This is a genomic window from Microcoleus sp. B13-B6, assembly GCF_036705405.1.
Classification (GTDB): domain Bacteria; phylum Cyanobacteriota; class Cyanobacteriia; order Cyanobacteriales; family Microcoleaceae; genus Microcoleus.
Genome location: NZ_JAUBUJ010000053.1, coordinates 34,126 through 57,011, shown reverse-complemented (window position 1 = coordinate 57,011; position 22,886 = coordinate 34,126). Strand labels below are relative to the sequence as shown.

20 protein-coding genes and 2 pseudogenes are annotated in these 22,886 nt (G+C 44.2%); 19 read left to right on the top strand and 3 right to left on the bottom strand.

Features of this window, described 5'->3' with window-relative positions:
- Positions 1 to 451, top strand: a 451-nt coding sequence (locus QUB35_RS22295; RefSeq protein WP_333143913.1) for an ISAs1 family transposase, incomplete at its 5' end; no start/stop codon positions are given.
- Positions 452 to 469: 18 nt separating this feature from the next.
- Positions 470 to 1,070 (top strand): annotated as a pseudogene (locus QUB35_RS22290) (IS4 family transposase); the annotation flags it as partial.
- A 15-nt stretch (positions 1,071 to 1,085) separates the two neighbouring features.
- Here the strand turns inward: QUB35_RS22290 and QUB35_RS22285 are convergent.
- Positions 1,086 to 1,829 (bottom strand): transposase, encoded by a 744-nt coding sequence (locus QUB35_RS22285; RefSeq protein WP_333143912.1) that lies wholly within the window; start codon positions 1,827 to 1,829, stop codon positions 1,086 to 1,088.
- 296 nt (positions 1,830 to 2,125) lie between these two features.
- On the opposite strand from QUB35_RS22285, the gene QUB35_RS22280 reads away from it, so the two are divergent.
- The 3 genes and pseudogenes from QUB35_RS22280 (at position 2,126) to QUB35_RS22270 (ending at position 3,450) form a co-directional block, all read left to right on the top strand.
- Positions 2,126 to 2,290 carry a hypothetical protein gene (locus QUB35_RS22280; protein ID WP_333143911.1) on the top strand — a complete coding sequence of 55 codons (165 nt, stop codon included), beginning with the start codon at positions 2,126 to 2,128 and terminating at the stop codon, positions 2,288 to 2,290.
- A gap of 229 nt (positions 2,291 to 2,519) precedes the next feature.
- Positions 2,520 to 3,161: pseudogene (locus tag QUB35_RS22275) on the top strand (transposase); the annotation flags it as partial.
- A 10-nt stretch (positions 3,162 to 3,171) separates the two neighbouring features.
- The gene (locus QUB35_RS22270) at positions 3,172 to 3,450 is read left to right on the top strand and encodes a hypothetical protein (RefSeq protein WP_333143909.1); all 279 of its coding nucleotides are present in this window, start codon (positions 3,172 to 3,174) and stop codon (positions 3,448 to 3,450) included.
- Positions 3,451 to 3,532: 82 nt separating this feature from the next.
- Here QUB35_RS22270 and QUB35_RS22265 read toward each other — a convergent pair whose 3' ends face one another.
- Entirely contained in the window at positions 3,533 to 4,471 is a 939-nt protein-coding gene (locus tag QUB35_RS22265; RefSeq protein ID WP_333143908.1) for a serine hydrolase, read from the bottom strand.
- A 108-nt stretch (positions 4,472 to 4,579) separates the two neighbouring features.
- Here QUB35_RS22265 and QUB35_RS22260 point away from each other — a divergent pair, with 108 nt between their 5' ends.
- On the top strand, positions 4,580 to 5,287 hold the full coding sequence (locus QUB35_RS22260) for a C40 family peptidase (RefSeq protein WP_333143907.1): 708 nt from the start codon (positions 4,580 to 4,582) through the stop codon (positions 5,285 to 5,287).
- 150 nt (positions 5,288 to 5,437) lie between these two features.
- Entirely contained in the window at positions 5,438 to 6,442 is a 1,005-nt protein-coding gene (locus tag QUB35_RS22255; RefSeq protein ID WP_333143905.1) for a glycosyltransferase family 2 protein, read from the top strand.
- A gap of 518 nt (positions 6,443 to 6,960) precedes the next feature.
- Here QUB35_RS22255 and QUB35_RS22250 read toward each other — a convergent pair.
- Entirely contained in the window at positions 6,961 to 8,130 is a 1,170-nt protein-coding gene (locus tag QUB35_RS22250; RefSeq protein ID WP_333143904.1) for an IscS subfamily cysteine desulfurase, read from the bottom strand.
- A 96-nt stretch (positions 8,131 to 8,226) separates the two neighbouring features.
- On the opposite strand from QUB35_RS22250, the gene QUB35_RS22245 reads away from it, so the two are divergent.
- The 12 genes from QUB35_RS22245 to QUB35_RS22190 all read left to right on the top strand — a co-directional run bounded on the left by QUB35_RS22245 (position 8,227) and on the right by QUB35_RS22190 (position 22,844).
- Positions 8,227 to 8,898 carry a hypothetical protein gene (locus tag QUB35_RS22245; RefSeq protein WP_333143903.1) on the top strand — a complete coding sequence of 224 codons (672 nt, stop codon included), beginning with the start codon at positions 8,227 to 8,229 and terminating at the stop codon, positions 8,896 to 8,898.
- Between the two features lie 212 nt (positions 8,899 to 9,110).
- The gene (locus tag QUB35_RS22240) at positions 9,111 to 10,433 is read left to right on the top strand and encodes a four-carbon acid sugar kinase family protein (protein ID WP_333143902.1); all 1,323 of its coding nucleotides are present in this window, start codon (positions 9,111 to 9,113) and stop codon (positions 10,431 to 10,433) included.
- 224 nt (positions 10,434 to 10,657) lie between these two features.
- Positions 10,658 to 10,924 (top strand): hypothetical protein, encoded by a 267-nt coding sequence (locus tag QUB35_RS22235; protein ID WP_333143901.1) that lies wholly within the window; start codon positions 10,658 to 10,660, stop codon positions 10,922 to 10,924.
- Positions 10,925 to 10,929: 5 nt separating this feature from the next.
- Positions 10,930 to 11,508: a hypothetical protein gene (locus QUB35_RS22230; RefSeq protein WP_333143900.1), complete on the top strand. Its 579-nt coding sequence runs from the start codon at positions 10,930 to 10,932 to the stop codon at positions 11,506 to 11,508.
- Positions 11,509 to 11,657: 149 nt separating this feature from the next.
- The gene (locus QUB35_RS22225; protein ID WP_333143899.1) at positions 11,658 to 12,893 is read left to right on the top strand and encodes a hypothetical protein; all 1,236 of its coding nucleotides are present in this window, start codon (positions 11,658 to 11,660) and stop codon (positions 12,891 to 12,893) included.
- Between the two features lie 92 nt (positions 12,894 to 12,985).
- Positions 12,986 to 14,680 carry a hypothetical protein gene (locus tag QUB35_RS22220; protein ID WP_333143898.1) on the top strand — a complete coding sequence of 565 codons (1,695 nt, stop codon included), beginning with the start codon at positions 12,986 to 12,988 and terminating at the stop codon, positions 14,678 to 14,680.
- Between the two features lie 270 nt (positions 14,681 to 14,950).
- Positions 14,951 to 15,859, top strand: a complete 909-nt coding sequence (locus QUB35_RS22215) for a hypothetical protein (RefSeq protein ID WP_333143897.1) — start codon at positions 14,951 to 14,953, stop codon at positions 15,857 to 15,859.
- Positions 15,771 to 16,244 carry an O-antigen ligase family protein gene (locus QUB35_RS22210; protein WP_333143896.1) on the top strand — a complete coding sequence of 158 codons (474 nt, stop codon included), beginning with the start codon at positions 15,771 to 15,773 and terminating at the stop codon, positions 16,242 to 16,244. The genes QUB35_RS22215 and QUB35_RS22210 overlap by 89 nt, the downstream gene beginning before the upstream one ends.
- 279 nt (positions 16,245 to 16,523) lie before the next feature.
- Positions 16,524 to 17,675: a circadian clock protein LdpA gene (ldpA, locus tag QUB35_RS22205; RefSeq protein ID WP_333143895.1), complete on the top strand. Its 1,152-nt coding sequence runs from the start codon at positions 16,524 to 16,526 to the stop codon at positions 17,673 to 17,675.
- A 212-nt stretch (positions 17,676 to 17,887) separates the two neighbouring features.
- Entirely contained in the window at positions 17,888 to 19,654 is a 1,767-nt protein-coding gene (locus QUB35_RS22200; protein WP_333143894.1) for a R3H domain-containing nucleic acid-binding protein, read from the top strand.
- A gap of 487 nt (positions 19,655 to 20,141) precedes the next feature.
- Entirely contained in the window at positions 20,142 to 21,710 is a 1,569-nt protein-coding gene (locus tag QUB35_RS22195) for a CheR family methyltransferase (protein WP_333143893.1), read from the top strand.
- A gap of 3 nt (positions 21,711 to 21,713) precedes the next feature.
- Positions 21,714 to 22,844 carry a chemotaxis protein CheW gene (locus QUB35_RS22190; RefSeq protein ID WP_333143892.1) on the top strand — a complete coding sequence of 377 codons (1,131 nt, stop codon included), beginning with the start codon at positions 21,714 to 21,716 and terminating at the stop codon, positions 22,842 to 22,844.
- Positions 22,845 to 22,886 lie beyond the last annotated feature (42 nt).

The window sequence follows — 22,886 nt, the reverse complement described above, 5'->3', positions numbered from 1 at the left end:
CCATTTTGAACGAGCAACCTGTTTTTTCGTCAGCTTCTATAGATTTGCAGGACTTAATTTAGATGCGTTTACCCTGGTTGTACGAGTCCGTCATCTCTGGAACAAAACTACCCGTGAGGTTCAGTTTTATTGGTCTTCTTTACACAGTGATGCTCAACTTATTGGTCGGGCTATTCAACAACATTGGGGTATTGAAAACCAGGCTCATTGGACTCTTGACTGTACATTTGCTGAGGATGCTTGCCGCATTCGCTCTTTCCACAGTCCTCGGAATTTTGCTCTTTTACGACGCATTGCTCTCAATGCCCTTAATCGAGAACTGACTTACAAACGCAGTCTCCGACAAAAAATGAAACGCACTGCTATGGATAACGATTATATGATTCAAGTTCTCTTTTCTTGTTTTCTTGACCCTACATTAGATTCTTCTGAGTCCTTGTGTCAAGCCTAATTGAGATGCTCTTACCCTGGTTTACGAGGGAGAATTGTCAACTTACCGTTGATGGTAGCAGCAGTATTAACCTTGCTGTGGCGAGACGTAGCTGGAGTGACAGAACTCACAAGAATGCTGGCAAGAGAAGGTTTTTTGTGGTGCCGACCTACGACAGTTAGTCAACAAGCAATGTCTCAAAGGTTTTTAAGTTTTCCTGCCACTTTATTTGAAGGAGTTTTTAAAAATTTATTACCAAGTTTAAGAACTGCTTGGTCCAAGAGAAACCAACGACCCCTACCAGAAAGCATTCAATTTGCCTTGACTAAATTTTCGAGCATTTGGATAATAGATAGTTCAACGCTCGAAGCATTGTTTTGCAAGCTCAAAAGCTTGGAAGATATACCAAAAGGGCAGTTGGCAGGAAAAATGGCAACAGTTATAGATTTAATGACCAGGCTCCCTATCGATATTTGGTTTCTGGAAAACTAAGCGAGCTTCTGATGTTAAGCTTGAAGAAAATATTCTGCAATTAGTGCCAACTCAAACCTTACTCTTACTGGATAGAGGATTTTATCATTTTAGCTTTTGGCTCAAATTAATTGAACGAGATATCCACTTAATTACTCGTTTAAAACAATAGTTCGGACAGTTTTTAAGCAGCCAGAGTACCATAAGACAAGACTGAAGGAAGGTTAGGGTGATTTAAAATCAAATCCGGGTCTAAATCTAACTTATCAATAAAGGTAGAAAGTAGATGCTTATTGAATTTCAGACGTTTATAAGAACAGATTGAAAACACAAAAGATTTGGCAGATGAATGACAACTAGAGAGTTCATATTTGGCTAGATTTAAGGCAATCAGACTGGCATTAAAATGAAAATCAAGCCGTGGTAAATGACGAGCTTGACAATCTGACAATCCCGTAAATTGTTTAGCATCACGAAAAATAAATTCGATTTGAAAACGAGCCTGATAATATTCAACAATTTGCTCAGGTGGTAGATGAATATCAGTGCTAAATAATAAAGTATTTTTGATTTTCCCATTGGCTTGAACCTCAGAAATACAAGCCAAGCTAATTTGGCAATTTAAACAACAACTCCACACTACTAATGTATATAATGAAACTCCCGGTTTTATTTGTTTAACAAACTTAAGACGACTCAGATATTGGCAGTCAACCTTACCATCATATTTGCGAGGTGCTCCCAGTTTATTTTGTTCACCTGTATAGAGATAGCGTAGGTTAGCATCAACTCTTAGCTTGCCAATAAAGTCTAAATTCAACTCCCCCACAGCATCCCAGAATTTAGAGCGATAATAATAGCCATCAGCGACCATTTGGACGTACAGAAGTTGGGAAGGAACAACGAGTATTCTTGAGATGTTTTGCATAATCATCAACTCTTGTGATGTCAGGCGTTGAGCTTTGAGACTCCTGTTTTTTGCGAGATTTTTTTGACCAGCTATTCTTCGGTTTTTGTGGCAGTTTTTTCCCTGGCTTTATTTGAGGACGTGATGGAGTTTGTTGCACGCTTAAGCTATAAGATAAACGAGTCTCAATTTCGACAATAGAAATCACAGAAATTTCCAATCCCTGTTCCGATTTACCAGCTACACCATTATAAAAATAAGCCTTGCCGTCAGTTTTTTTGCCACTTTTTCTTAAAAAAGAACAATCAATAACAGCAATGACTGTGTGTTCAGGATTTAAAGCAAGTTCCGTGGAAATATTGATTAAATTGTGGAAAATTAAAGCTTTTGAGAAAGTGACGACGGTAGGTTTTTTCGCTCAAACAACTATAACGACTGAGATTTGTGAAGTTGACCTTGCCATAAGCCAGCAAGATAGTTGAGAATAAAGTGATTAAAAACTTCTTTTGGGGTTGACTAATCCCTGGCATTTGTTGTAAGATGGATTCCATGATTTTCCTAAGGCAATCTGTTGAGCTTGTGTGTTTTTATAGCTTAACCGAAAAGAGTGCCTTTTTTTCTGTTGATTTTGGGTTCAGATTGCACTCACTTTTTTCACTTCTCTGCTGCAAAAGCGATCGTATCCCTCTTTAAAAACTGTCCGGAGTATTGTTAAAAAAAGGAGCAGCAATTAAAATACAGCAAGTATTTACCAAGAGTTATGAACTCCGAGATAGTCGGATACGGCTAGGCTCAGGAACTTCAAAAACTCCATTTATTACCTTACGTTTGATTGAAGTTCGTTCCGGTAAAATTTGGCATTCTTATTTGACAAGCGTACTAGATCCTCATGTATTACCTCCCTACGTAGTCGCAGATTTATATCGCAGGCGCTGGAGGATTGAAGATGCTTTTAATACCGTAAAAAGGCTTTTGGGATTAAGTTATTTGTGGACAGGTTCTCTCAACGGCATCCAGCTTCAAATTTGGGGGACTTGGATATTTTATGCACTCTTGGTTGATTTAGGTGATGCCGTTGCTGACCAACTCTCTTTACCAATAGATTCGATTTCATTAGAAATGATTTACCGGGGTCTTTACCATTTTTATGTAGCTCATCAAAAAGGTAAGGCCACTGACTTGATCGAGTATTTCGCCGCGCCCGAAAACCAAGATTTAGGTATTGTTAAATCTCAACGAAAGCCCAATGTTAAGTTAATTGTTGCACCTTTCCCCGATCGACAGCGAGGCCTGAATCAATTTTTATTTGATGCCTCTTCTGAAATCCCTTTGACAACTGCCATACAGGCTTAACTTGTTACAAATGGCTAAGCTAATCCAAAAAGAATTGGCAGATTTAGCTGGACTGAAAGAAGAACAAATTAAACGTTATGAAGATAATGACTACGAAGATGCCAGTTTTTTGGATGTAAGATTTGTAATTGATGCACTGGAAATCAAAATTCAAAAATGTGAGTTTCTAGTTCCTTTAGATACCCTAAGAAGAACGCCAGTTACCAAAGAAGAATTACTTTCCTCAACTCATCGTTTTCACAGCCAACAAGATCAACGAATGATGGAGCAAGTTCAATTAAAAAGTTAGGGTTGACAGTTGACGCTGTTAGAGTCCCAACTTTTTTCAGAAGTCGGGAATCTGCGTGTATAATTTTCAATTTGCCCTAAGTCTAATTAAGTGCTTTCATCGCTTCGACAACTTGCCGCGAGATAAAAGGTAAAATTTCTTCATTCTTGCTATTCTCTTTCCCCTCGGTAAATACAACCAACAAATACGGCCGCAAACCCGATATTTCAATATAAGCAGCATCGTGACGCACTTGACTTGTCAGTCCCGCTTTTGACCACAATTTTGCTGATTCTGGCAATCCGCCACCTAAAAAACCTGTAACTTGATTTTCAGGATCTGCTTCTAATTCTGCTGGATCTAAACTGCGTTTCATTAAACCCATCATTTCTTGCGATGCTTTGGCAGAAACAGCTACGCCGCCGATTATACTGTGCAGCAAACGCGCCGCTGCATTTGTGGTCAGCATATTTCTATTTTCCATTAATTCTCCCACAAATGCTCGCTCGCGACCGTAGGGGCCGTCACACCAGGTTTTTTGATTGGCGTTAATATTTTGTAATTCTGGCCAATCCAATGATTGAAAGTAACGGTTGACGATGTTTCGCTGCTGTTTCCAACTTTCAAAGGGGCCTGGTGATAATTCTGGGCCGCTGGTGGTGCCGGTGAGGGCGTCTACTACTAAACTGGTGGCGTCGTTGCTGGAATCAACTATCATATCTCGGACGGCGCGTTCTAATTCTGGCGATGTTTGAATCATGCCTTTTTGCGCCCATTCCCAGATGGCAACGAGGTAGAATAATTTGACGATGCTGGCTGGATAAATTCGTTCGGAAGCTCTGGCGCTAAAACCTCGCGGTTGATATTTCCAAAATTCTTCTGGACTCAGGGCACCGCCTGTATTGACTCGCACCGGCGGATCGTAGACTATCCAGGTAATGGCTGTACGATCGCCACTTAATCCTGTAAATTCTGACAATGCGGAGCTTATAATGCTACTGCCGAGGTTTTCTAATTGTTCGTCTTTGTGAAAAAATGTCATGGTTAATGGCTGACGGTTAACGGTTAACGGCTAGCAGCTAATGGCAATCTATCGTTAAATGCGAACAATAAATGCGAACAATTAACAGCAAACAATGAGCAATTAGCAATGGCCAATTATCAATTATCTGATGTTCAGGAGTACCGGGCGCGATCGCACATAAATATTTACGATTCCCCAAAGTGCGATCGATTGGCAACTCAAGCAGCCCTGGGGCGGCATTTGCGCGTCGTCGAACTCCCCCTAAGACAGAGCGATGTAAACTTGGATACAACGGCTGTGATGGTGCGGCTGTGCGAAGATGATTATCCGGGATGGCTGGATATTCGAGATGTTGAGTTGCTCGATGTGGCAGAAACAGTGTATCATCCTCTGGTGCTTTCTGAGGCCCAAATCAAGGAAAAATTACCAATAGTAATTACTTTCGCTCGCGAGGCTATGAACCAATCCAATTATTATCTTTGGGGCGGTACAGTCGGGCCAAATTATGATTGTTCGGGCTTGATGCAAGCTGCTTTTGTGGCTGCCGGCATCTGGTTGCCGAGGGATGCTTATCAGCAGGAAGCTTTTACTAAACCTATTAGTATCAGTGCTTTAGAACCGGGGGATTTAGTATTTTTTGGTACGCCAGAAAAAGCCACTCACGTAGGATTGTATCTCGGAGATAATCGCTACATTCACAGTTCGGGACAAGCACAAGGTCGCAACGGTATCGGTATCGATGTTTTGTCGGAGGAGGGCGATCTAGTCAGTCAAGCTTATTACCAGCAATTGCGGGGATATGGTAAAGTTGTGGCAAGTTATCAACCTAATTAGTTGTTGACTGTTGACTGTTGACTGTTGACTGTTGACTGTTAACTGTTGACTGTTGACTGTTAACTGTTAACTAATGACTGTTAACTAATGACTAATGACTAATGACTAATGACTAATGACTAATGATTACTGATGTTATCTAACAAACAAATGGACGCTGCATTATTTTTGGAAAAATTGGCGAGACAGCAAGCTGAGGCTGAGGTTGTTCTCGACGTTTCGGTGGTGGTGCCGGTGTATAATGAGGTGGAAAGTTTGCCTCATTTGATTGAGGCGATCGCCTCTTCTATCCAACCATCTGGACTCAGCTATCAAATTATTTGTGTAGATGACGGTTCTAAGGACGGTTCGGGTGCACTTCTCCAGCAGTTAGCCAGCACTCGCGATGACCTTTGTGCTGTAATTTTGCGCCGCAATTACGGGCAAACTGCTGCCATGTCGGCAGGTTTCGATCGCGCTCGCGGCCGTGCTATTGTTACCCTAGACGGCGATTTGCAAAATGATCCGGCTGATATTCCGCTATTGTTGGCCAAGTTAGATGAAGGCTACGATTTAGTTAGCGGCTGGCGGAAAAATAGGCAGGATAATACTATTAGTCGGTTGATTCCTTCTAAAATTGCGAACTGGTTAATTGGTCGCGTTACAGGCGTAACTTTGCATGACTACGGCTGTTCTTTGAAAGCTTATAAATCCGAGTTGGTAGCAGACTTGAATCTGTACGGGGAATTGCACCGCTTTTTGCCTGCTTTGGCGTTTATTGAAGGGGCGAGAATTGCAGAACTTCCGGTGCGACATCACGCCCGCCGTTTCGGTCAAAGTAAGTACGGGATTTGGCGGACTTTTCGCGTGTTGATGGATTTGTTAACTATTTCTTTTATGAAAAAGTTTCTGACTCGACCGATGCACGTTTTTGGACTTTTGGGACTGAGTTCTATGACGTTGGGAACGGTTTTAGGGATTTATTTGACAGTCTTAAAATTGGGTTTTGGTCAAATTATTGGGAACCGCCCTTTGCTGATTTTGGCTGTGGTTTTGCTGTTAACTGGCGTGCAGTTATTTTGTTTTGGTTTGCTGGCGGAAGTGATGATGCGGACTTATCACGAGTCGCAGGGAAAACCTATTTATCGGGTGCGCGAGGTGTTTGGTTCTAAGTAAAGGATTGGTGTTAAGCTGTGGAGCATTTAAACCAGTAACGAGGCTTGTATGGTGCGTCAGGAGTGAACTCTTACGCGCTTATGCGGGAAACACTTCTGTAATGACGCACCCTACTATCGTCTTTTAAATGCCGAACAGCTTAGGAATGAGAATTAAATAACTTACAATGCGTGATGGTTCTTGTGGGATGGGCGTCCCGCCCGTCCAGAAAGGGCGGGCTATAAGCCCAACCCCTACTCCCCACTTTCAAGAGTGTAAATTATTTAATTCGCGATCCTTAGTAGATCCCCGACTTCTAGCATTAGCTTTGATGTTAAGTCTGGGAAACGGTTGCAGAAGTCGGGGATCTGGTGTTATATAATTTAACTCATCTACGATATTGAACAGTCCAATCTCAAATGGTAAGGTGCGTCGCCACGCTTGAATCTGAAAGTTTCATTTAGTATCTCATAGCGACGCACCCTACAGATTACTGTCAACTGTCAACTGTCAACTGTCAACTGTCAACTGTCAACTTTCTAACTCATTACTTTTTGAGCTTGTCGGAGAGATTGAATAGTTGCGATCGCGTGTTGGGAAACTGCATCTATTTCTGCTTCGGTATTGAACCGGCCAATACCGAACCGAATTGAAGCATAAGCTAATTTGTCCGATCGCCCGATCGCTGCTAAAACATGAGATGGAGATATTTTCGCCGAAGTGCAAGCAGATCCCGAAGAAACTGCCGCCGCCGGTTGCAAACCCAACATCAACGCTTGACCGTCAACCCCGGCTACACTAATATTGAGATTCCCCGGCAATCTCTTAGTAGCATGACCGTTGAGAAAAACATCGCCCAATTCACTCAAGTTTTCCCACAAACGCTGCCGCAAATTAACCACTCGTTCTGTTTCCGACTCCATTTCCGCAATTGCCAATTCTACTGCTTTGGCAAACCCAACTATTTGCGGTGGGTAGAGAGTTCCCGATCGCATTCCCCTTTCGTGGCCTCCTCCGTGCATTTGCGGCGCTAGCTGCACTCTCGGTTTGTTGCGGCGCACGTAGAGAGCACCGATGCCTTTTGGCCCGTAGATTTTGTGGGCTGTCAAGGACATTAGATCGATATTCATCTCCTCTACGTCGAGGGGAATTTTGCCGATCGCCTGTGCCGCATCTGTGTGAAAAAGAATGTCATTTCCCCGACAAATTGCTGCAATTTCTGCGATCGGCTGGATGACGCCAATCTCATTATTTGCCGTCATCACTGAAACTAAAATTGTCTCGGCGCGAATCGCTTTGATCAAATCGCCTATATCAATCAGCCCGTCGCTTTTCACTGGTAAAACAGTAATGTCAAACCCCAATTTTTGCAAATAGGTACAGGGGTCTAGAATTGCATTATGTTCGGTTTTTACTGTGATAATGTGCTTTCCTTTACTGAAATAAGCTTCGGCGATGCCTTTGATCGCTAAGTTATTTGCTTCGCTGGCGCCACTGGTAAAAACAATTTCTTCTGGAGAAGCATTGATCGCTTCTGCTATGATTTGTCGTGACTGTTTTACTGCTGCTTCTGCTTCCCAGCCGTAGACGTGGTTGATGCTGGCTGCGTTGCCGAATTGTTCGGTGAAATACGGCAGCATCGCATCAAGTACCCTTGGATCTACGGGGGTTGTGGCGTGGTTGTCGAGGTATATAGGACGTGCGGACATAGTGCAGTTTTGGGTGAAAAAAGTGTTAGGTTTATTGTAGACGAGCCCCTTGTTCTACTACAAAACTTTATAATTAAGAAATATTTGTGAAGATTTATGCGAGCTGACATTCAGGGATTAGAAATTACTGTCGGTGAGCTCAAGCACCTCACAGGCGCGGGGCCCGATCGCGTATACCGCCCGCCGACAGCGACTAAGTTTGCCCGCGAAGCTTTGAAAACTGTCGGTTTAATTGTTTTGCTTCTAATCAGTTGTTGGCTGCTGGTTGCGATATTTCCTAGAGCTTATTTGTTGTGGTTCGCCCTCCACTTGGTTGCGATACTCGGTTTAATCCTTGAGGATGCGTGGAAAATTCGGTGCAGTCGGCAAAACAAAGATTTAATCAATCTTTTTGATGATGTGGATCGCTATAATGGTATAATCGAAGCGATCGCCATTAATGATCGGATAGAAGATGCTGGCAATGCGGGAGTCAAAATCGGCGATCGGGCAAAAGTCATTCAAGCCTTGCAGCTAATCAGAGACGATTTAGTTCGAGCTTTGAAAACCGAAAGAATTCTCAGGGAAAACAAAAAATTTGTCGCTACTAACTCCGAATTGTTTGCCAATAATTTGAGAACTTTGAATGCCCTGCAAATTAGCGATAGATCGAGCCAGCCGGGACGATTACTCAACGAAGCTTTGCAGGTAGCCGTGGGAGTTCAAGCAGAAATGAAAAAGTTGCAAGAGCGAAACGCTGCTAATTTTAAAAATGGCAAAAGTAAGTAGCGTGCACGGCTGCGTGCGCCTCTTACGCAGTAGCAATATGCAGCTTGCTGAACCGCAACAGGCAGGATGCCTGTTCCACTCGAACTCAAAGACATTTTTAAAATTATGAATTAGGAGAATTGTTGAAAAAATATCATAATTATTGTAAATTTTTACCTATTACGTAACAGGTAAGGATATCTTGGAAAGGTGACGTTAACAACCAGGTCAGTATGTCTTCTGCCAAACCCAAGATTATAGTTCTCGACGACGATCCGACAGGTTCTCAAACCGTGCACAGTTGCTTGCTGCTGACACGTTGGGACGAAGACACCCTGCGTTTGGGGCTGCGGGACAAGTGCCCGATTTTCTTCATACTGACAAATACTCGATCGCTAACTCCCGAAAAAGCAGCCTCCGTCACCCGCGAAGTGTGCCAAAATCTAAAAAGGGCGATCGCCAGCGAAAAAATCGAAGACTTCCTAATAGTTAGCCGTTCCGATTCTACCCTGCGCGGCCACTATCCCATCGAAACCGACGCGATCGCTGAAGAACTTGGTCCCTTCGACGCCCATTTTCTAATTCCCGCCTTTTTTGAAGGAGGTCGAATTACCCGCCACAGCGTGCACTACCTAATAGTTAACAGCGTCCCGACACCAGTACACGAAACCGAATTTGCCAAAGATTCAGTCTTCGGCTACAGTCACAGTTACCTGCCAGACTATGTAGAAGAAAAAACCAAAGGTCGCATCCCTGCTGATGCAGTCGATCGCATTTTACTCGGAGACATTCGCTACGGAAGTTTAGATCGACTGATGGATATGACAGACAACCAATGTGCGGTTGTTGACGGCCAAAGCCAAGGCGATTTAGACACATTTGCCAAACACATTCTCAATGCAGTCAGTCAAGGCAAAAAGTTTTTATTCCGCAGCGCGGCGAGTATTTTAACATCCTTAGCTGACCTCGGCCCGCAGCCAGTAGCAGCCGACGAAATGGCAAAATATGTGAGGGATGGCAAACCCGGTGCAGTAATAGTTGGTTCCCACGTTAAGAAAACTACTGAACAATTGGAGCGCTTGTTAAAAGAACCCAATATAGTTAGCATTGAAATAGATGTATCTCACTTGTTAGAAGATTCACCAGAGTATCGCACCCAACTGCTCGATGAAATTATCGAAAAAGCCCGCAATTCTCATGCCGATGGCAAAACGCCTGTAATTTATACCAGCCGCAAGGAACTCGAATTTGAAAATACCGAAGTCCGGTTAAAATTTGGAGAGGCGGTTTCTGCTTTATTGATGGATATCGTGCGGGGACTGCCTGCGGATATCGGGTTTTTGATTAGCAAGGGCGGCATTACTTCTAATGATGTTTTGAGTACAGGTTTGTCGCTCAAAAGTGTCAGGCAAATCGGTCAAATTATCGCAGGTTGTTCGGTGGTGAAAACCGAGGCTAATCATCCTCTGTTTCCCAATTTACCAGTGGTTTTGTTTCCGGGAAATGTGGGGGATAGCCATGCTTTGGCTACTGTTTACAAGCGGCTGAGCAAGTAACCAGCAGACGGAGTTCAAAAAACAAAATACTCAGAACCCCGACTTCTTAGAGAAGTCGGGGTTCTAACATCTTGAAATTTTCATGCCAGAGCCTGTCTTGACAATCCCCTCAAATAAGCCCAATGCTGCAACTCCTGTAAAACTCGCTCTTCAGATTACGAATAAAACGGCATCCTCGTTGCGCTTCTAATAGTTAAATACAACGTTACAGATTCTAGGGCAAGATGGTAAAAAACTGCGGTAGATTGTATCTATCGCTACTTTTTGCACCAAGCATCCGGGAGAGCCGTTCTACTGCTAGTAGTAGGGAAAATTGGTCTAAAAAAGTTCGGTATTTTTACGGTTACAAGATTAATAGATTTGTCCTCATATATACAGTCAAAGGGAACCCAGTTGACTACTTTACAATTACTGGCATTGATGATTTAGTTGGCGCAATAGTAGAAACAGCTTTTCCTATTCAACTAGCTTTTTTGGAAGAAAGAGGGTAGCAAATATGACATCAGGAGAATCTTTTGAGAAGAGTGTAATCGAAGTGGATGGTGTCCAATTTGAAACTTTAATGCCACAGCGCACGTTCAGTATTCCAGTGGAACCACTCAGCCCCGATGGCAATATGGATATCCCTGTGCAGTTGGGTATTCGCATTACCAACAACACACCTATGCCGTTTCGTTTCAGTTCCTATGGCAGATTAACTCCAGAACTTATGGGTGCGGACAGTCAATTACTACCCAGCATTTTCCTTCGCATTAGACGCCTAAAACCTAAAGAGTCATATTTTCTGTTAGCTATGCCTGAAGAAAGCATTACCTTCTTTCCAAATGCAAGGCTCATCTGGTCTAAGCGTGTGCACCAGTTAAAAATTAGCATTGCCAAAGGCACGGGTGGCTATTGGAATTTTGACATTCTCAATCCGGGAGAATATCATGTTCGATTTATCTACAGAAATGAAAACGAGGTTGATAGAATAAACGATCGAGGCCAAGAAGGGACAAAGCCAACATTATTAGAAAGATTATGGACTGGTAGGGTTATTACACCATTTGTCAAATTCTGCATAGTCTCATCCTGAACAGAAGTTACCTCACAAGTGTTGTCTACCAACACTAACAACATTCATTACATTGATTCCAGAAATGGTAGGACAAAATGGTCGATCGCTGCGACTACAAAAAGCTAGAGATCGATCGCAGCTATTAGCATAATAGGAGGATAACAAACATGACATCTAGTGAAGGTGATGGCTGCAGAGAATCTTTTGACAACAATGCCGTTGAAGCAAACGGCATATTCATAGAAGTCACGAATCCAAGTCCAAGGTTTTATCCTACCTTAGTCTTTCCCATCCCCAAAAATCTGCTTGGCTCCCATACTTCTATCCAAGTGACGCTGCGTATTATCAACAACACTTCAACTTCTTTTCGCGTCAACCCATCCCAAACCTTTATTCCAGAGGTTTGGACATCTGATAATCAAACAAGACAAAGACTTCGAGATATTGATTGTCTTGCAGCTAGCACTCACCCAAACAGACCTTTCGATCGAGAAGCAACGAGCGGGTTAGCTGGTTTAAGACCCAACTTAGCCCCTGCGATCGAACACAACGAGACGAGAAATTTTGATTGGTGGGAAATCAAACCAGAACTTCCAAGAATTATTTTTCTAACCGCATTGCTTTATTGGGATAATAACTTGCTTGTACTTAAAGTTCCTACTATTCCTGACAATTCTCGAAGTTCGATAGACCATAACAATTGCTGGTATTTCGAGGTAATCCCCGAAGAAACCTATCAGCTCCGATTCGTCTTGAATACCGATTGCAATACCACACCTGTTTCCGAGTCAGATACCAAAGCAGCAAGAACTGCACAAGAAACGGGATCGGGGCTGTTGGCAAGCCCTTTTGTGAATCTTCGCCTAGTTATGCCCCTATCGACTGATAGTAGTGCAATTGAAGTGGATGGCATTCAGTTCAAAACAGAGATGCCGGAGTCCGTGTTAATTATCCCTCCTAATCTGCCTGGTGCTCGGACTGCTGTGAAGCTAGGTATCCGGGCTACTAACAATACATCAACCGCTTTTCGCTTTCAGCAATTAGATTCCCTTGACTTAACACTAATAGGTGACGACGGTAAAGAAATAAAATGGAGGAGCGACCTCATGAGAACCTGGGTAGGTAAAGGGCCAAACTATTACTTAGCTCCACCAAGAGATAGTGCCTTATTTGTTTTAGATGGAAGGCTTTCCTGGCATTGGAATCAGCTTCTACTCGCAATTCCCAACCAAGCTGGAGGCTTCTATTATTTTTATGACCTCAAGCCCGGTACATATCATCTTGGACTTAGATACCACATTGGCGCACCAAGAGCAACTAACATCAAAGAACAGGTATTAGAAAAAGTCTGGACTGGTTGGATAGCGATGCCTTTTGTGGACTTACACCTAGTAAATTTATGAACCGAAGTTAAATAATCCTTGCCATTTCAGTCGGTTTTCAAAAAACTTAAATTGCTTTGTTTGGTAAATTAATGTTAGAGGAGCTACGAAAAATGCGTTTAAGACAATATTTGCTAGCTGGATTTACGTCTGCCTTGACAGTCATGCTGACGGGTCTGGCAAGTTTTGCATTTAATATTATACCTCCAAAACCCGGTGCTACTTCAAACTGGAGACCAGTTTCACGCTACAATATAGGTGATTTAGAAAACCCGATGGAAGGCGTGACGGAGGTAGATACAACATTATGGACAGAACCTATCCCCCAAGGAGGAACATGGCTATTTTCTGCAACACTTAATCTGTGGGCTTTGAGCTCTGAAAAAGGTATTGGGGGTTGGAATTTTCAGACTGCACAACAAGAATTAAGAGGTAATTTTGAGATCGTCAATTATCTCGCTTGCGGTTATGAAGTTCTGTGCGGTATTGAAAACCCAGGAGAGCGAGATCCACGAAGCAATGGAGTGGGCGCTACTTTTTATTTAAAGTACCATCCAGCACCTACCGATCCTCAACCTGGACAAGAAGGTAAACAACTCCACTGGATTCAAATGGTACGAGCAAACTATGGCGACGGCGTTGATGGTTTTATACCCCATATTCCCTTCATTGACAATGGATTTAGAAGCGACGATCCTTACTACGATACTACTGGTATGGCGGGCGAAAGCTTTTTTATAGACAGACCTTATTCTCCGGGTGAACTCGCAGCTCAAAGAAATAATTACTTTGACGCAGAAGTCTACCTAGTTGAGGAGATTTTACGGCCAGCAACCGAGCCAAGAGAAGTCACCATTTACAACGGAATTAGATGGGGTTGGAGAAACGAAGTAATTCGTCCTCAAACCTCTAAAAAGTTTTCCGACAGCCTCGCCTCCGGTTTTGAACTAGATCGTTTTAACCTCTCTGACCTTACCCCTGGTTCAAAATATATAGCCTGGACAAACAACGACCTCCCATCCAATCGCTGCAACCCCAACACATTCTTAAGCACTGATAATGACTCGGGTTTTCAGCTAGGATTTGACGACGACAGTAGCCGTGTAGGAAATGGCTTTGCCTCCGCACTAACTGGTACTGTGGGCAGCACTGGCAATATCAACCTCAATGTCGGTGCTGCTGGTGGAGGTGCTCGCGGTCAAGACACAGGCAATTACGAGCTTTTTGTTGATGTTTACGACCCACAAGACTCGCCAGATTTTAGCGTAGCAAGTAGCGGCGGCGGCGGATTCGGAAAAGAAATGCGCGGCCTGACACAGCAAAACCCCATCCTTCCCAATTCTATCCAAAATGGCTGGCAAGTCTTCAACAAAGTTCCCGGCTGCCGCTGGTTTGACCCTCCAACTACTTACGGCTTTGAATTCCAATCTCTGGAAGACACTTTATTTACTGAAATTCTCGATTTTCCTGCGGGCGATGACCAGGAATTTACTGTTGCAGTAGGAGATTCGATACTCGGTAATTTCAGTCCGGGAGATAAATTAGACTTTGTTTCTTTGTTGGGTTATCCAGTAGACAAGTTTAGAATCACTGGGATTGATTCATTATTTGGTGAGACAGCAGAAACAGCATTTCCAATTCAATTAGCTTTTAAGGAACGGGAAGGAAGTTTCAAGATGCGGCAAATTTCCAAGCCAATTGATGCGGAATCTGTACCGGAACCTGGAAGTATTGTGGCGACTAAGGGAATGGTGTTATGGTTCGCTGGGATGCGGCATATTTTGCGGAAAAAGCGACAGGCTGGTTAATTTTTATAGACCCTAATATCCAGACAGGGGCGGGTTTTTGAGATTGTCAATTATTAGCCGGTATTGTTGGTGAACCCGCCCCTACAGGAATCACTATCGAATGAGCCTAATATCCAGACAGGGGCGGGTTTTTGAGATTGTCAATTATTAGCAGATATTGTTGGTGAACCCGCCCCTACAGGAATCACTATCGAATGAACTGAAGATGCTGCGATTGCTTCGATTCGCTGGCACTGACACAAAGCTCGCAATTACACAACTATATTTCATATGAAAAATATTTACACTTTGCTATATGCTTTCAGTCTCATTCTCATCAACCCTTGGGGAGGCAGCCGCGGCGAAATTTGGACGCAACCTAAAGTTTTTGTTGTCCTGCTGATTGTGCTTTCAAATTTATCATTTTTATGGGAAGAAAGGAAACTTTTAACTTTTTCCCGGCAGTGGAAAGTCTGCCTGATTTTGTGGGGAGTGTTTTTGACGGTGGGAGCGATTTCTACCCTCAACAGTCCTTTCCCGGAGCGTTCTTTTTGGGGACAAGACCAAATGGGAGACGGCTGGCTGTACTGGCTGTTAATTTCTATTTTTAGCCTCACCAATAGGCTGCTGTTAAAACTGCATCCAGAATTGTTTTGCTGTCAAATACGGGGTTTGCTGATAGGAGGTGCGGTTGTAGCTGTTAGCGTTTTTCCGCAAGTTGTCAACTGGCAAATTGATTATACAGCAACGAACGGTCAGTTGGTCGCAAATGATGTTTTGGCTAGTACGATTTTTCGAGGACAGCAGCCGATCGCACTTTTCTCCCATCGCGGTCACGCAGCTATAGTATTGACTTTGACAGCCGTTATTTGTGCGGTAGGTTGGAAGCGGAAATTAATTAGCGATCGCACTGCCACTCTCGCTTTATTTCTCATTCTCCCCGCTTTGCTATTTGCCAACACTCGCACAGCAGTTTTATCTTTAATTATATCACTATCTTACTTATTGGGACGGCAATATTACAAACAATTAATTCCGGGTATTTTTATTGGTTTGCTGGCAATTAGTGCGATGACTTTTACGATAACCTCTGGACTGGAATCGAGTATCTTTGGCACAAGTAATGTCCAGCCGATCGCCCTTGTGGGAAATTTCCGTGCGCGGGATTCAAAAACGACCTCTCTTTGGCTGGGGTTTTAACGGATTTGGCATCGCATATCCTTTCGTCGCCACTCCCAATAAGGTTCCTGAAATTGTGAATTTAGGTCAGTTTTCTTATGATTATATTGCCCCAAACGGACAGGTTCGCACTGAAAAAATACCGAGTTATAAAGCTCACAATTGGATTTTAGATACTGCTATTTCTACAGGCATTCTGGGACTAATCGCTGCTGTTGCTTTGTGGGGATATTGCTTGAAATGCGCGATCGTGTCGCTAAATACCGATTTATCAGCAGTGGCGATCGGCTATTTAACTTTCATTCTGCCTTGGTTTGAGTGCGCTCAATACGCGCAGGTGCTTTGGTTAGCGCTAGATGGCTCCGAATCGAGTTTTCCGAGTCCAAAACTCTCAATCCTGCAATAATAGTCGGTTTTTATCTTGCACCCACCGCTAACAAATGATATTATTATAAGTCTGCCTGCAATTAAAACCTCAGCCAAAAATTAAAAATCGTACCCGTAACAAAAACTCTTAAAAAAATTAGATTGCCAAAAAAGTCATGCTCGATACTCCACATCTAGGGCTGACCCCCCAATTCCCACTCCTATCGGTAGCGTTTTGATACTTGTATCTGGCTGAGCCGGAAAACTCAGTACAAATTTTTGCCTCGTAATTTTTAGCTGAAAGGATTAACATATAAGGGTGACAGAACATTATCATCCCCTAAACTCATTAAAAGATGGCCATTGGTTCAAGCTGATCTGTGGGGCGAGCTTTCAGCACCTACCGGCTGTACGGAATCTCACCTTGGCTTACACCTTAGCAGGCGCTGACTGTATCGATGTCGCGGCAGATCCCGCCGCCGTCGCCGCAGCGAAAGAAGCCCTACAAGTGGCCAGCGAATTACAGGCAAGAACTCAAAACCGCAGGTTTGGCGGCAAAGGGTTGCCGTTGCTGATGGTGAGTTTAAACGATGGGGAAGACCCGCATTTTCGCAAAGCCGAATTCAACCCAGCCGATTGTCCGGTGGACTGCTGGCGGCCGTGCGAAAAAATATGTCCAGCCGAAGCAATAGTTTTTCAGAGTGCTGGCAGTGGTTTTTCCGGGGTGATAGACCAGCAATGCTATGGCTGCGGTCGCTGTCTGCCGATTTGTCCGAGCCAACTGATTTATACTCGTTCTTACGTGTCTGCTCCCGCCGCGATCGCACCTTTAATCTTGCAATCCGGTGCGGATGCCCTAGAAATTCACACGCAAGTAGGCAGAGAGGCAGATTTTGCGCGACTTTGGTCGAGCATAGCTCCCTGGGTCGCTCAACTCAAGGTAATAGCAATTAGTTGCCCCGATGGAGACGGTTTGATTGATTATTTGCGGACACTGTATCAAATAATTTCCCCCCTTCCTTGTCCCCTAATTTGGCAAACGGACGGTAGGCCAATGAGCGGAGATATCGGAACAGGAACTACTAGAGCCGCGGTCAAACTCGGTCAAAAAGTTTTGGCTGCCCAGTTGCCGGGATACGTGCAACTTGCAGGCGGCACTAATGCTCACACTGTCAGCAAGCTGAGAGCCGAGGGACTGATGAAGGATGCCGGGAAAAATTTGTCAGTTCCCCCTGTCCCATACATTGCAGGTGTAGCTTACGGCAGCTATGCCAGGGTTTTGCTATCGCCAATTTTAGAACAATTAGAAACAATGCAGACCGATCGAGCCTATGCCGTTCCGGTGGCAGTCGCGCGGCCAGCAGCCGGAGTTCAAACATCTCGGCTACCTCAGCTCGAAGCCGTCCCAGAACTTCTCTCACAGGCCGTGAGTTTAGCTTGTTCTCTAGTTTCCCAGCTCAAAGAAATTTAGTCATTAGTCATTAGTCATTAGTCATTAGTCATTAGTCATTAGTCATTAGTCATTAGTCATTAGTTAGTGGTTAGTCGTTAATATCAACAACAACTGACAACTGACAACTGACAACTGGCAACTGACAACTGACAACTGACAACTGACAACTGACAACTGACAACTGACAACTGACTAAAAAGTTGAAAAAGTCACCGAACACATCGAGGCGAATGCAGATTACAGACGACCTCAACAGATTATTAGACATCGTGCCAGATGAGATCCGGCAGCCCTTAGAGCAGCACCCGCAGCGCAACAATCTCATTGAGATTGTCATGGATTTGGGCCGCCAACCAGAAGCTCGTTTTCCATCCTTGGCCGAACCTCTTTCCCAAACGCCGATTACCAAGGCACACATCAACTATTGCATCGAGCGAGTCGGCCACTTCGGCGGCGACAACCGAGCCGGTATCGAGCAAACCCTGCACCGAATTAGCGCCCTTCGCAACCGCAGCGGCGAGATTATCGGCTTGACTTTGAGGGTGGGCCGCGCTGTGTTCGGGACGATCGGCATTATCCGCGATTTAGTGGAAACCGGTCAGTCAATTTTGATGCTCGGCCGCCCCGGAGTCGGCAAAACCACGGCTTTGCGGGAAATTGCCCGCGTGCTCGCCGATGACTTGGAAAAACGGGTGGTAATCATCGACACCTCCAACGAAATTGCCGGAGATGGAGATATTCCCCACCCAGCGATCGGCAGAGCTCGCAGAATGCAAGTTTCCCGCCCCGAACTCCAGCACCAAGTCATGATCGAAGCAGTGGAAAACCATATGCCGGAAGTGATCGTGATTGACGAAATCGGCACGGAGCTCGAAGCTTTGGCGGCTCGGACGATCGCCGAAAGGGGCGTGCAGTTGGTCGGTACCGCCCACGGGAACCGGCTCGAAAACTTGATGAAAAACCCGACTCTGGCCGATTTAATTGGGGGCATCCAAGCGGTGACGCTGGGAGATGACGAAGCAAGACGGCGCGGTTCTCAAAAGACGGTTTTGGAGCGCAAATCACCGCCAACTTTTGAAATAGCCGTCGAAATGCTGGAACGCCAGCGCTGGGTAATACACGAGCGAGTTGCAGATTCGATCGACACTCTGCTGCGGGGACGCGAACCCAACCAGCAAATCAGAAGCGTCAGCGAGAGTGGAGAAGTAATTATCGAGCGCGAGTCGGCCGCTCCCCCCGCCCGGTTTCCGGGGATGCCAGCTTCCGGCGGCCCGGCTGCTGTATCGGCAATCCGGCCCGTCACACCGATCTCTGGGTGGCGGAGTGCTGGCAAAATGGTGCCGATGCCCGCTCAAGGCGATAACTTCGCTGCTAAAAGCGCGCCGGTTTCTGAGACTCGGTATTTCGAGCAACTGCTCGAAGAATCCCTGTCCGTCGAACCAGTACCCACCCCCGGACGCTATTCCCATAATGTCGGCCCTAACGGCGAAGATTTGCCCCTCCACGTTTATCCTTACGGCATACCTCGACACCAGCTCGAACAGGTGATTTCGACGCTGAATCTGCCGGTGCTGCTGACGAAGGATATTGAGAGTGCTGACGTGGTTTTGGCTTTGCGATCGAACGTTCGGAACCAGTCGAAATTGAGGCACTTGGCCAAAACTCGCCAAGTTCCCCTGCACACAATTAAGGCCGCCACTATTCCCCACGTAGCGAGAGCTTTGCGGCGCCTGTTGGACATGGATGACCCAGGTACCCCGGAAGTGGCCGACCTCGCTTTATTCGCCCGCAGCGGTTCTTCTGACGAGCTCGAAGCTCTCGAAGAAACGCGCTTAGCAGTGGAGCAAATTGTCATTCCGAAGGGACAGCCGGTGGAACTCCTGCCCCGTTCTCCCAACGTCCGCAAAATGCAGCACGAACTTGTGGAACACTATCACCTGAAATCCCACAGTTTTGGGGAAGAACCCAATCGCCGCCTGCGGATATATCCAGCTTAAAGTGGGAGGTTGATGCCTGTGAAGGCAGAAGGTAGAAGGCAGAAGGCAGAATTTTTTCCTGGCTTCTGTCTTTTACCTTTTGCCTTTTTCCTTTAAGTAGCTGACCACTTTCTGATATGATGTTGTGTGATACTGTTCTTGTTAAGGCGATCGGCTAAATTCTCAATTTATAATTCCAAATTCCCCAATTTCCAATTACCAATACTTCGACTACACGAGCTTACAAGTTCCCCAATTCCCAATAGTTCGGCTACCCACTTCCCTTCGGCTTCGCGAACCGACGAGCCGCAGGCTAGCAGCTATGCTCAGCACAAACTCAGCACCAGCTCAGTAAAAGTTGCCACTTCCCAAATTATTAAATGAATCTACCTCAGTTGACATGAATGATTCAATAATTCAGCTATTTATTAACTTAATTACTACTCAGATTGGTTTGCGAATACGGTCGCAAGATCGTTCGGCTTTGTCTCACAAAATTTTGACTCGGATGAGAGCCAAAAAAATCGCAGAACCCGAAAAATATTATAAACTTTTAACCGCCCCAACTTTGGAAAGTAAAAATGAATGGGCAGAATTAGTATTGCTATTAACAACAATTGAAAGTTATTTTATGCGAGATAAAGGACAGTTTTCTCTGTTAAATAGAGTAATTTTTCCTGAATTGATAGAGCAGAAAAGAAACTTGCACAAGACCTTGGGAATGCAGCCGACGCTGCGAATCTGGAGTGCGGGGTGCTCCACCGGTGAAGAACCTTATTCTTTAGCTATTGTTTTAAAACAGTTGATTCCCGATTGGGATCAATGGAAAATATTAATTTTAGGTACAGATATCAATGAAAAAGTAATCAAAAAAGCGCCCCAGGGAGTTTACAGTCATTGGTCGTTTCGCTTGGTTGAACCGCAGATACAAAAGCAATATTTTCATCCGAGGGAAAATGATTGGGAAATTAATCTAGAATTGCGCCAAAGTGTCAACTTTAGCTGTGTAAATTTAATCACAGATGAGTTTCCTAATATTTACCAAAATCTTTATAACATAGACTTAATTTTGTGTAGAAACGTTTTTGTGTATTTTGAACATAAGTATATTTCACTGGTACTGAAAAAATTTTCCAATACCCTGAGACCTGGAGGATATTTAATGACCGGTCACGCTGAAGTTTACGGTCAAATTATGAACGAGTTTGAACCCAAGATTTTCCCGGAGTCGGTGGTTTATCAGCGCCGGGATGCAGTACCGGAGGAAGGCGGTCAAATAGAGTCGAGGGTTGCGACGGTAGGGGAAGCCAACTCGGCATTTCGGGAATTCCCGAAAGCAGATACTATGGGCGATGATAGTGGTGAGTTGCTAACATGGGAAACGATGCCACCTAGTGTTACTACTAACAGCAATTTTACAGAGATAGAGATGCCGCCCGTATTAAAAATAAGTAATCCGCTGGGGAAGATGCTGCCCTCTCCCTATCTGGAGGAGGGCTTGCCGAACAATGCCGTTTCAGTTACAGAAAAAATAATAGCAGAAAATACTCAAAATAAAACGCCTCAAATGCTAATTTTAGAGGCTAAAAAATCATTTAAGAATAAAAATTATGCTGAGGCGCTCAACAAGGCACAAGAGGCAATAGACTTGCAGGGACATAATTTTGAGGCTTATTATTTGATGGCTCAAGTTCAGGCAAATTCCGGCAATTATTCTCAGGCAATAGAATACTGCAATCGAGCTAGAAAAGTCGATCCGGGTTCAGTATTTACTGATTATTTACAAGCTCACATTGCTGAAGAACAGGGGCAATTGGAAACAGCAAAGAATTTATTAAAGAGGACTATTTATATGTGTCCCTCTTTTGTTTCAGCTTATATAGAACTAGGGAATATATACCATAAAGAAGGTCAAGTAAAAAGAGCTATTAAAATGTACAATTCCTCTTGTGAAATCCTGAAAGCACTACCGCCAAATACTCCCATAGATTCACAGGGAAAAATGACAGCTAATCAAGTGCTGATGAATGTTAAAAAAAAATTGTTAAAATTATACAGTAAAGAAACTGTACACTAAAATATGGAAACTAAACCGTATCTTATTTTTGAACAGAACGGTTTTCTCTGCGGTATAGAAGCCTGTTACGTTCGGGAAATTTTCTTTCTGCCGGAGTTGACAGCAATTGCAGAAGCACCTCAAGATATTGTTGGGGCGATCGACCTTCGGGGCGAAATTCTGCCCGTGATGGATCTGAATCTTCGTTTTGGATACGTTTGGCAAGAGTATTCTGTGACAGATAGTACGATCGTCCTAGAGTGGCAAGAATCGAAACTCGGTATAATTGTCAATCAAGTTCGCGAAGTTAAGGAAATCTCAGAAGATGCCATCACTCCGCAGCTATCTTACGGGCGAGATAATTCAGAAGCCTCTCATCATTTTGTAGCGGGATTGGCCCGCTGCGAAGCGGATATTATCATGCTGCTGAATCTCGATTCCTTAATTAGATATTCTCCCAAAAAGTCAGAGGAAAGCTGGCCTCTTTCTCCAAGCAGTGCAGGTAGTGAAGAAACAGCAGGTGAGGCAGAGACGAAAAATTTAAAGTGGCAAATAAATGGAAAATGGTTAGGCGAAACTCCTAAAATTCTGAGCAAGCGGGACGTTTTTTGCCCGCAGGCTACGCCGGAAGAAAAGGCAATTTTTAAATTGCGGGCTAATAATTTAAGGCGGCAAGGCGAGGGGGAAAATGGTGCTGCACTTAATATGTCTTTGGCAGTGTTTGCTTTGAATGGCGAATACTTGGGTATTCCTTTAGATTTAGTGCGCGAATTTACTGACATTGGTCAAGTAACTCCTGTTCCTTGCACTCCAGATCGCATAGTGGGAAATATAAATTTACGGGGAGAAATTGTGACGCTAATTGATATTCGCAGTGTTTTAAATATGTCTTTAAATATGTCGGACTCTGCCAATTATCTCTCTAAGGCGATCGTTGTTGAAGTTGGGGATTTAGTCACTGGTATAGTTGTTGACGAAATATTAGATATTATATACTTAAATGTGTCGGAAATTGCGGCTGTTCCGACTGCACTGTATTCTGCCAACCGCGAATATCTAAGGGGGACAGCTCTTTACGGGGAAAAAATGATGGCTATTCTGAACTTGCCCAAACTCCTGAGCAAAGGAGGACTTGTTGTTGATGAGGAGGTTTGAATCAACAAGTTATCTCAATTATATCAATTTCGGTTGCACGAT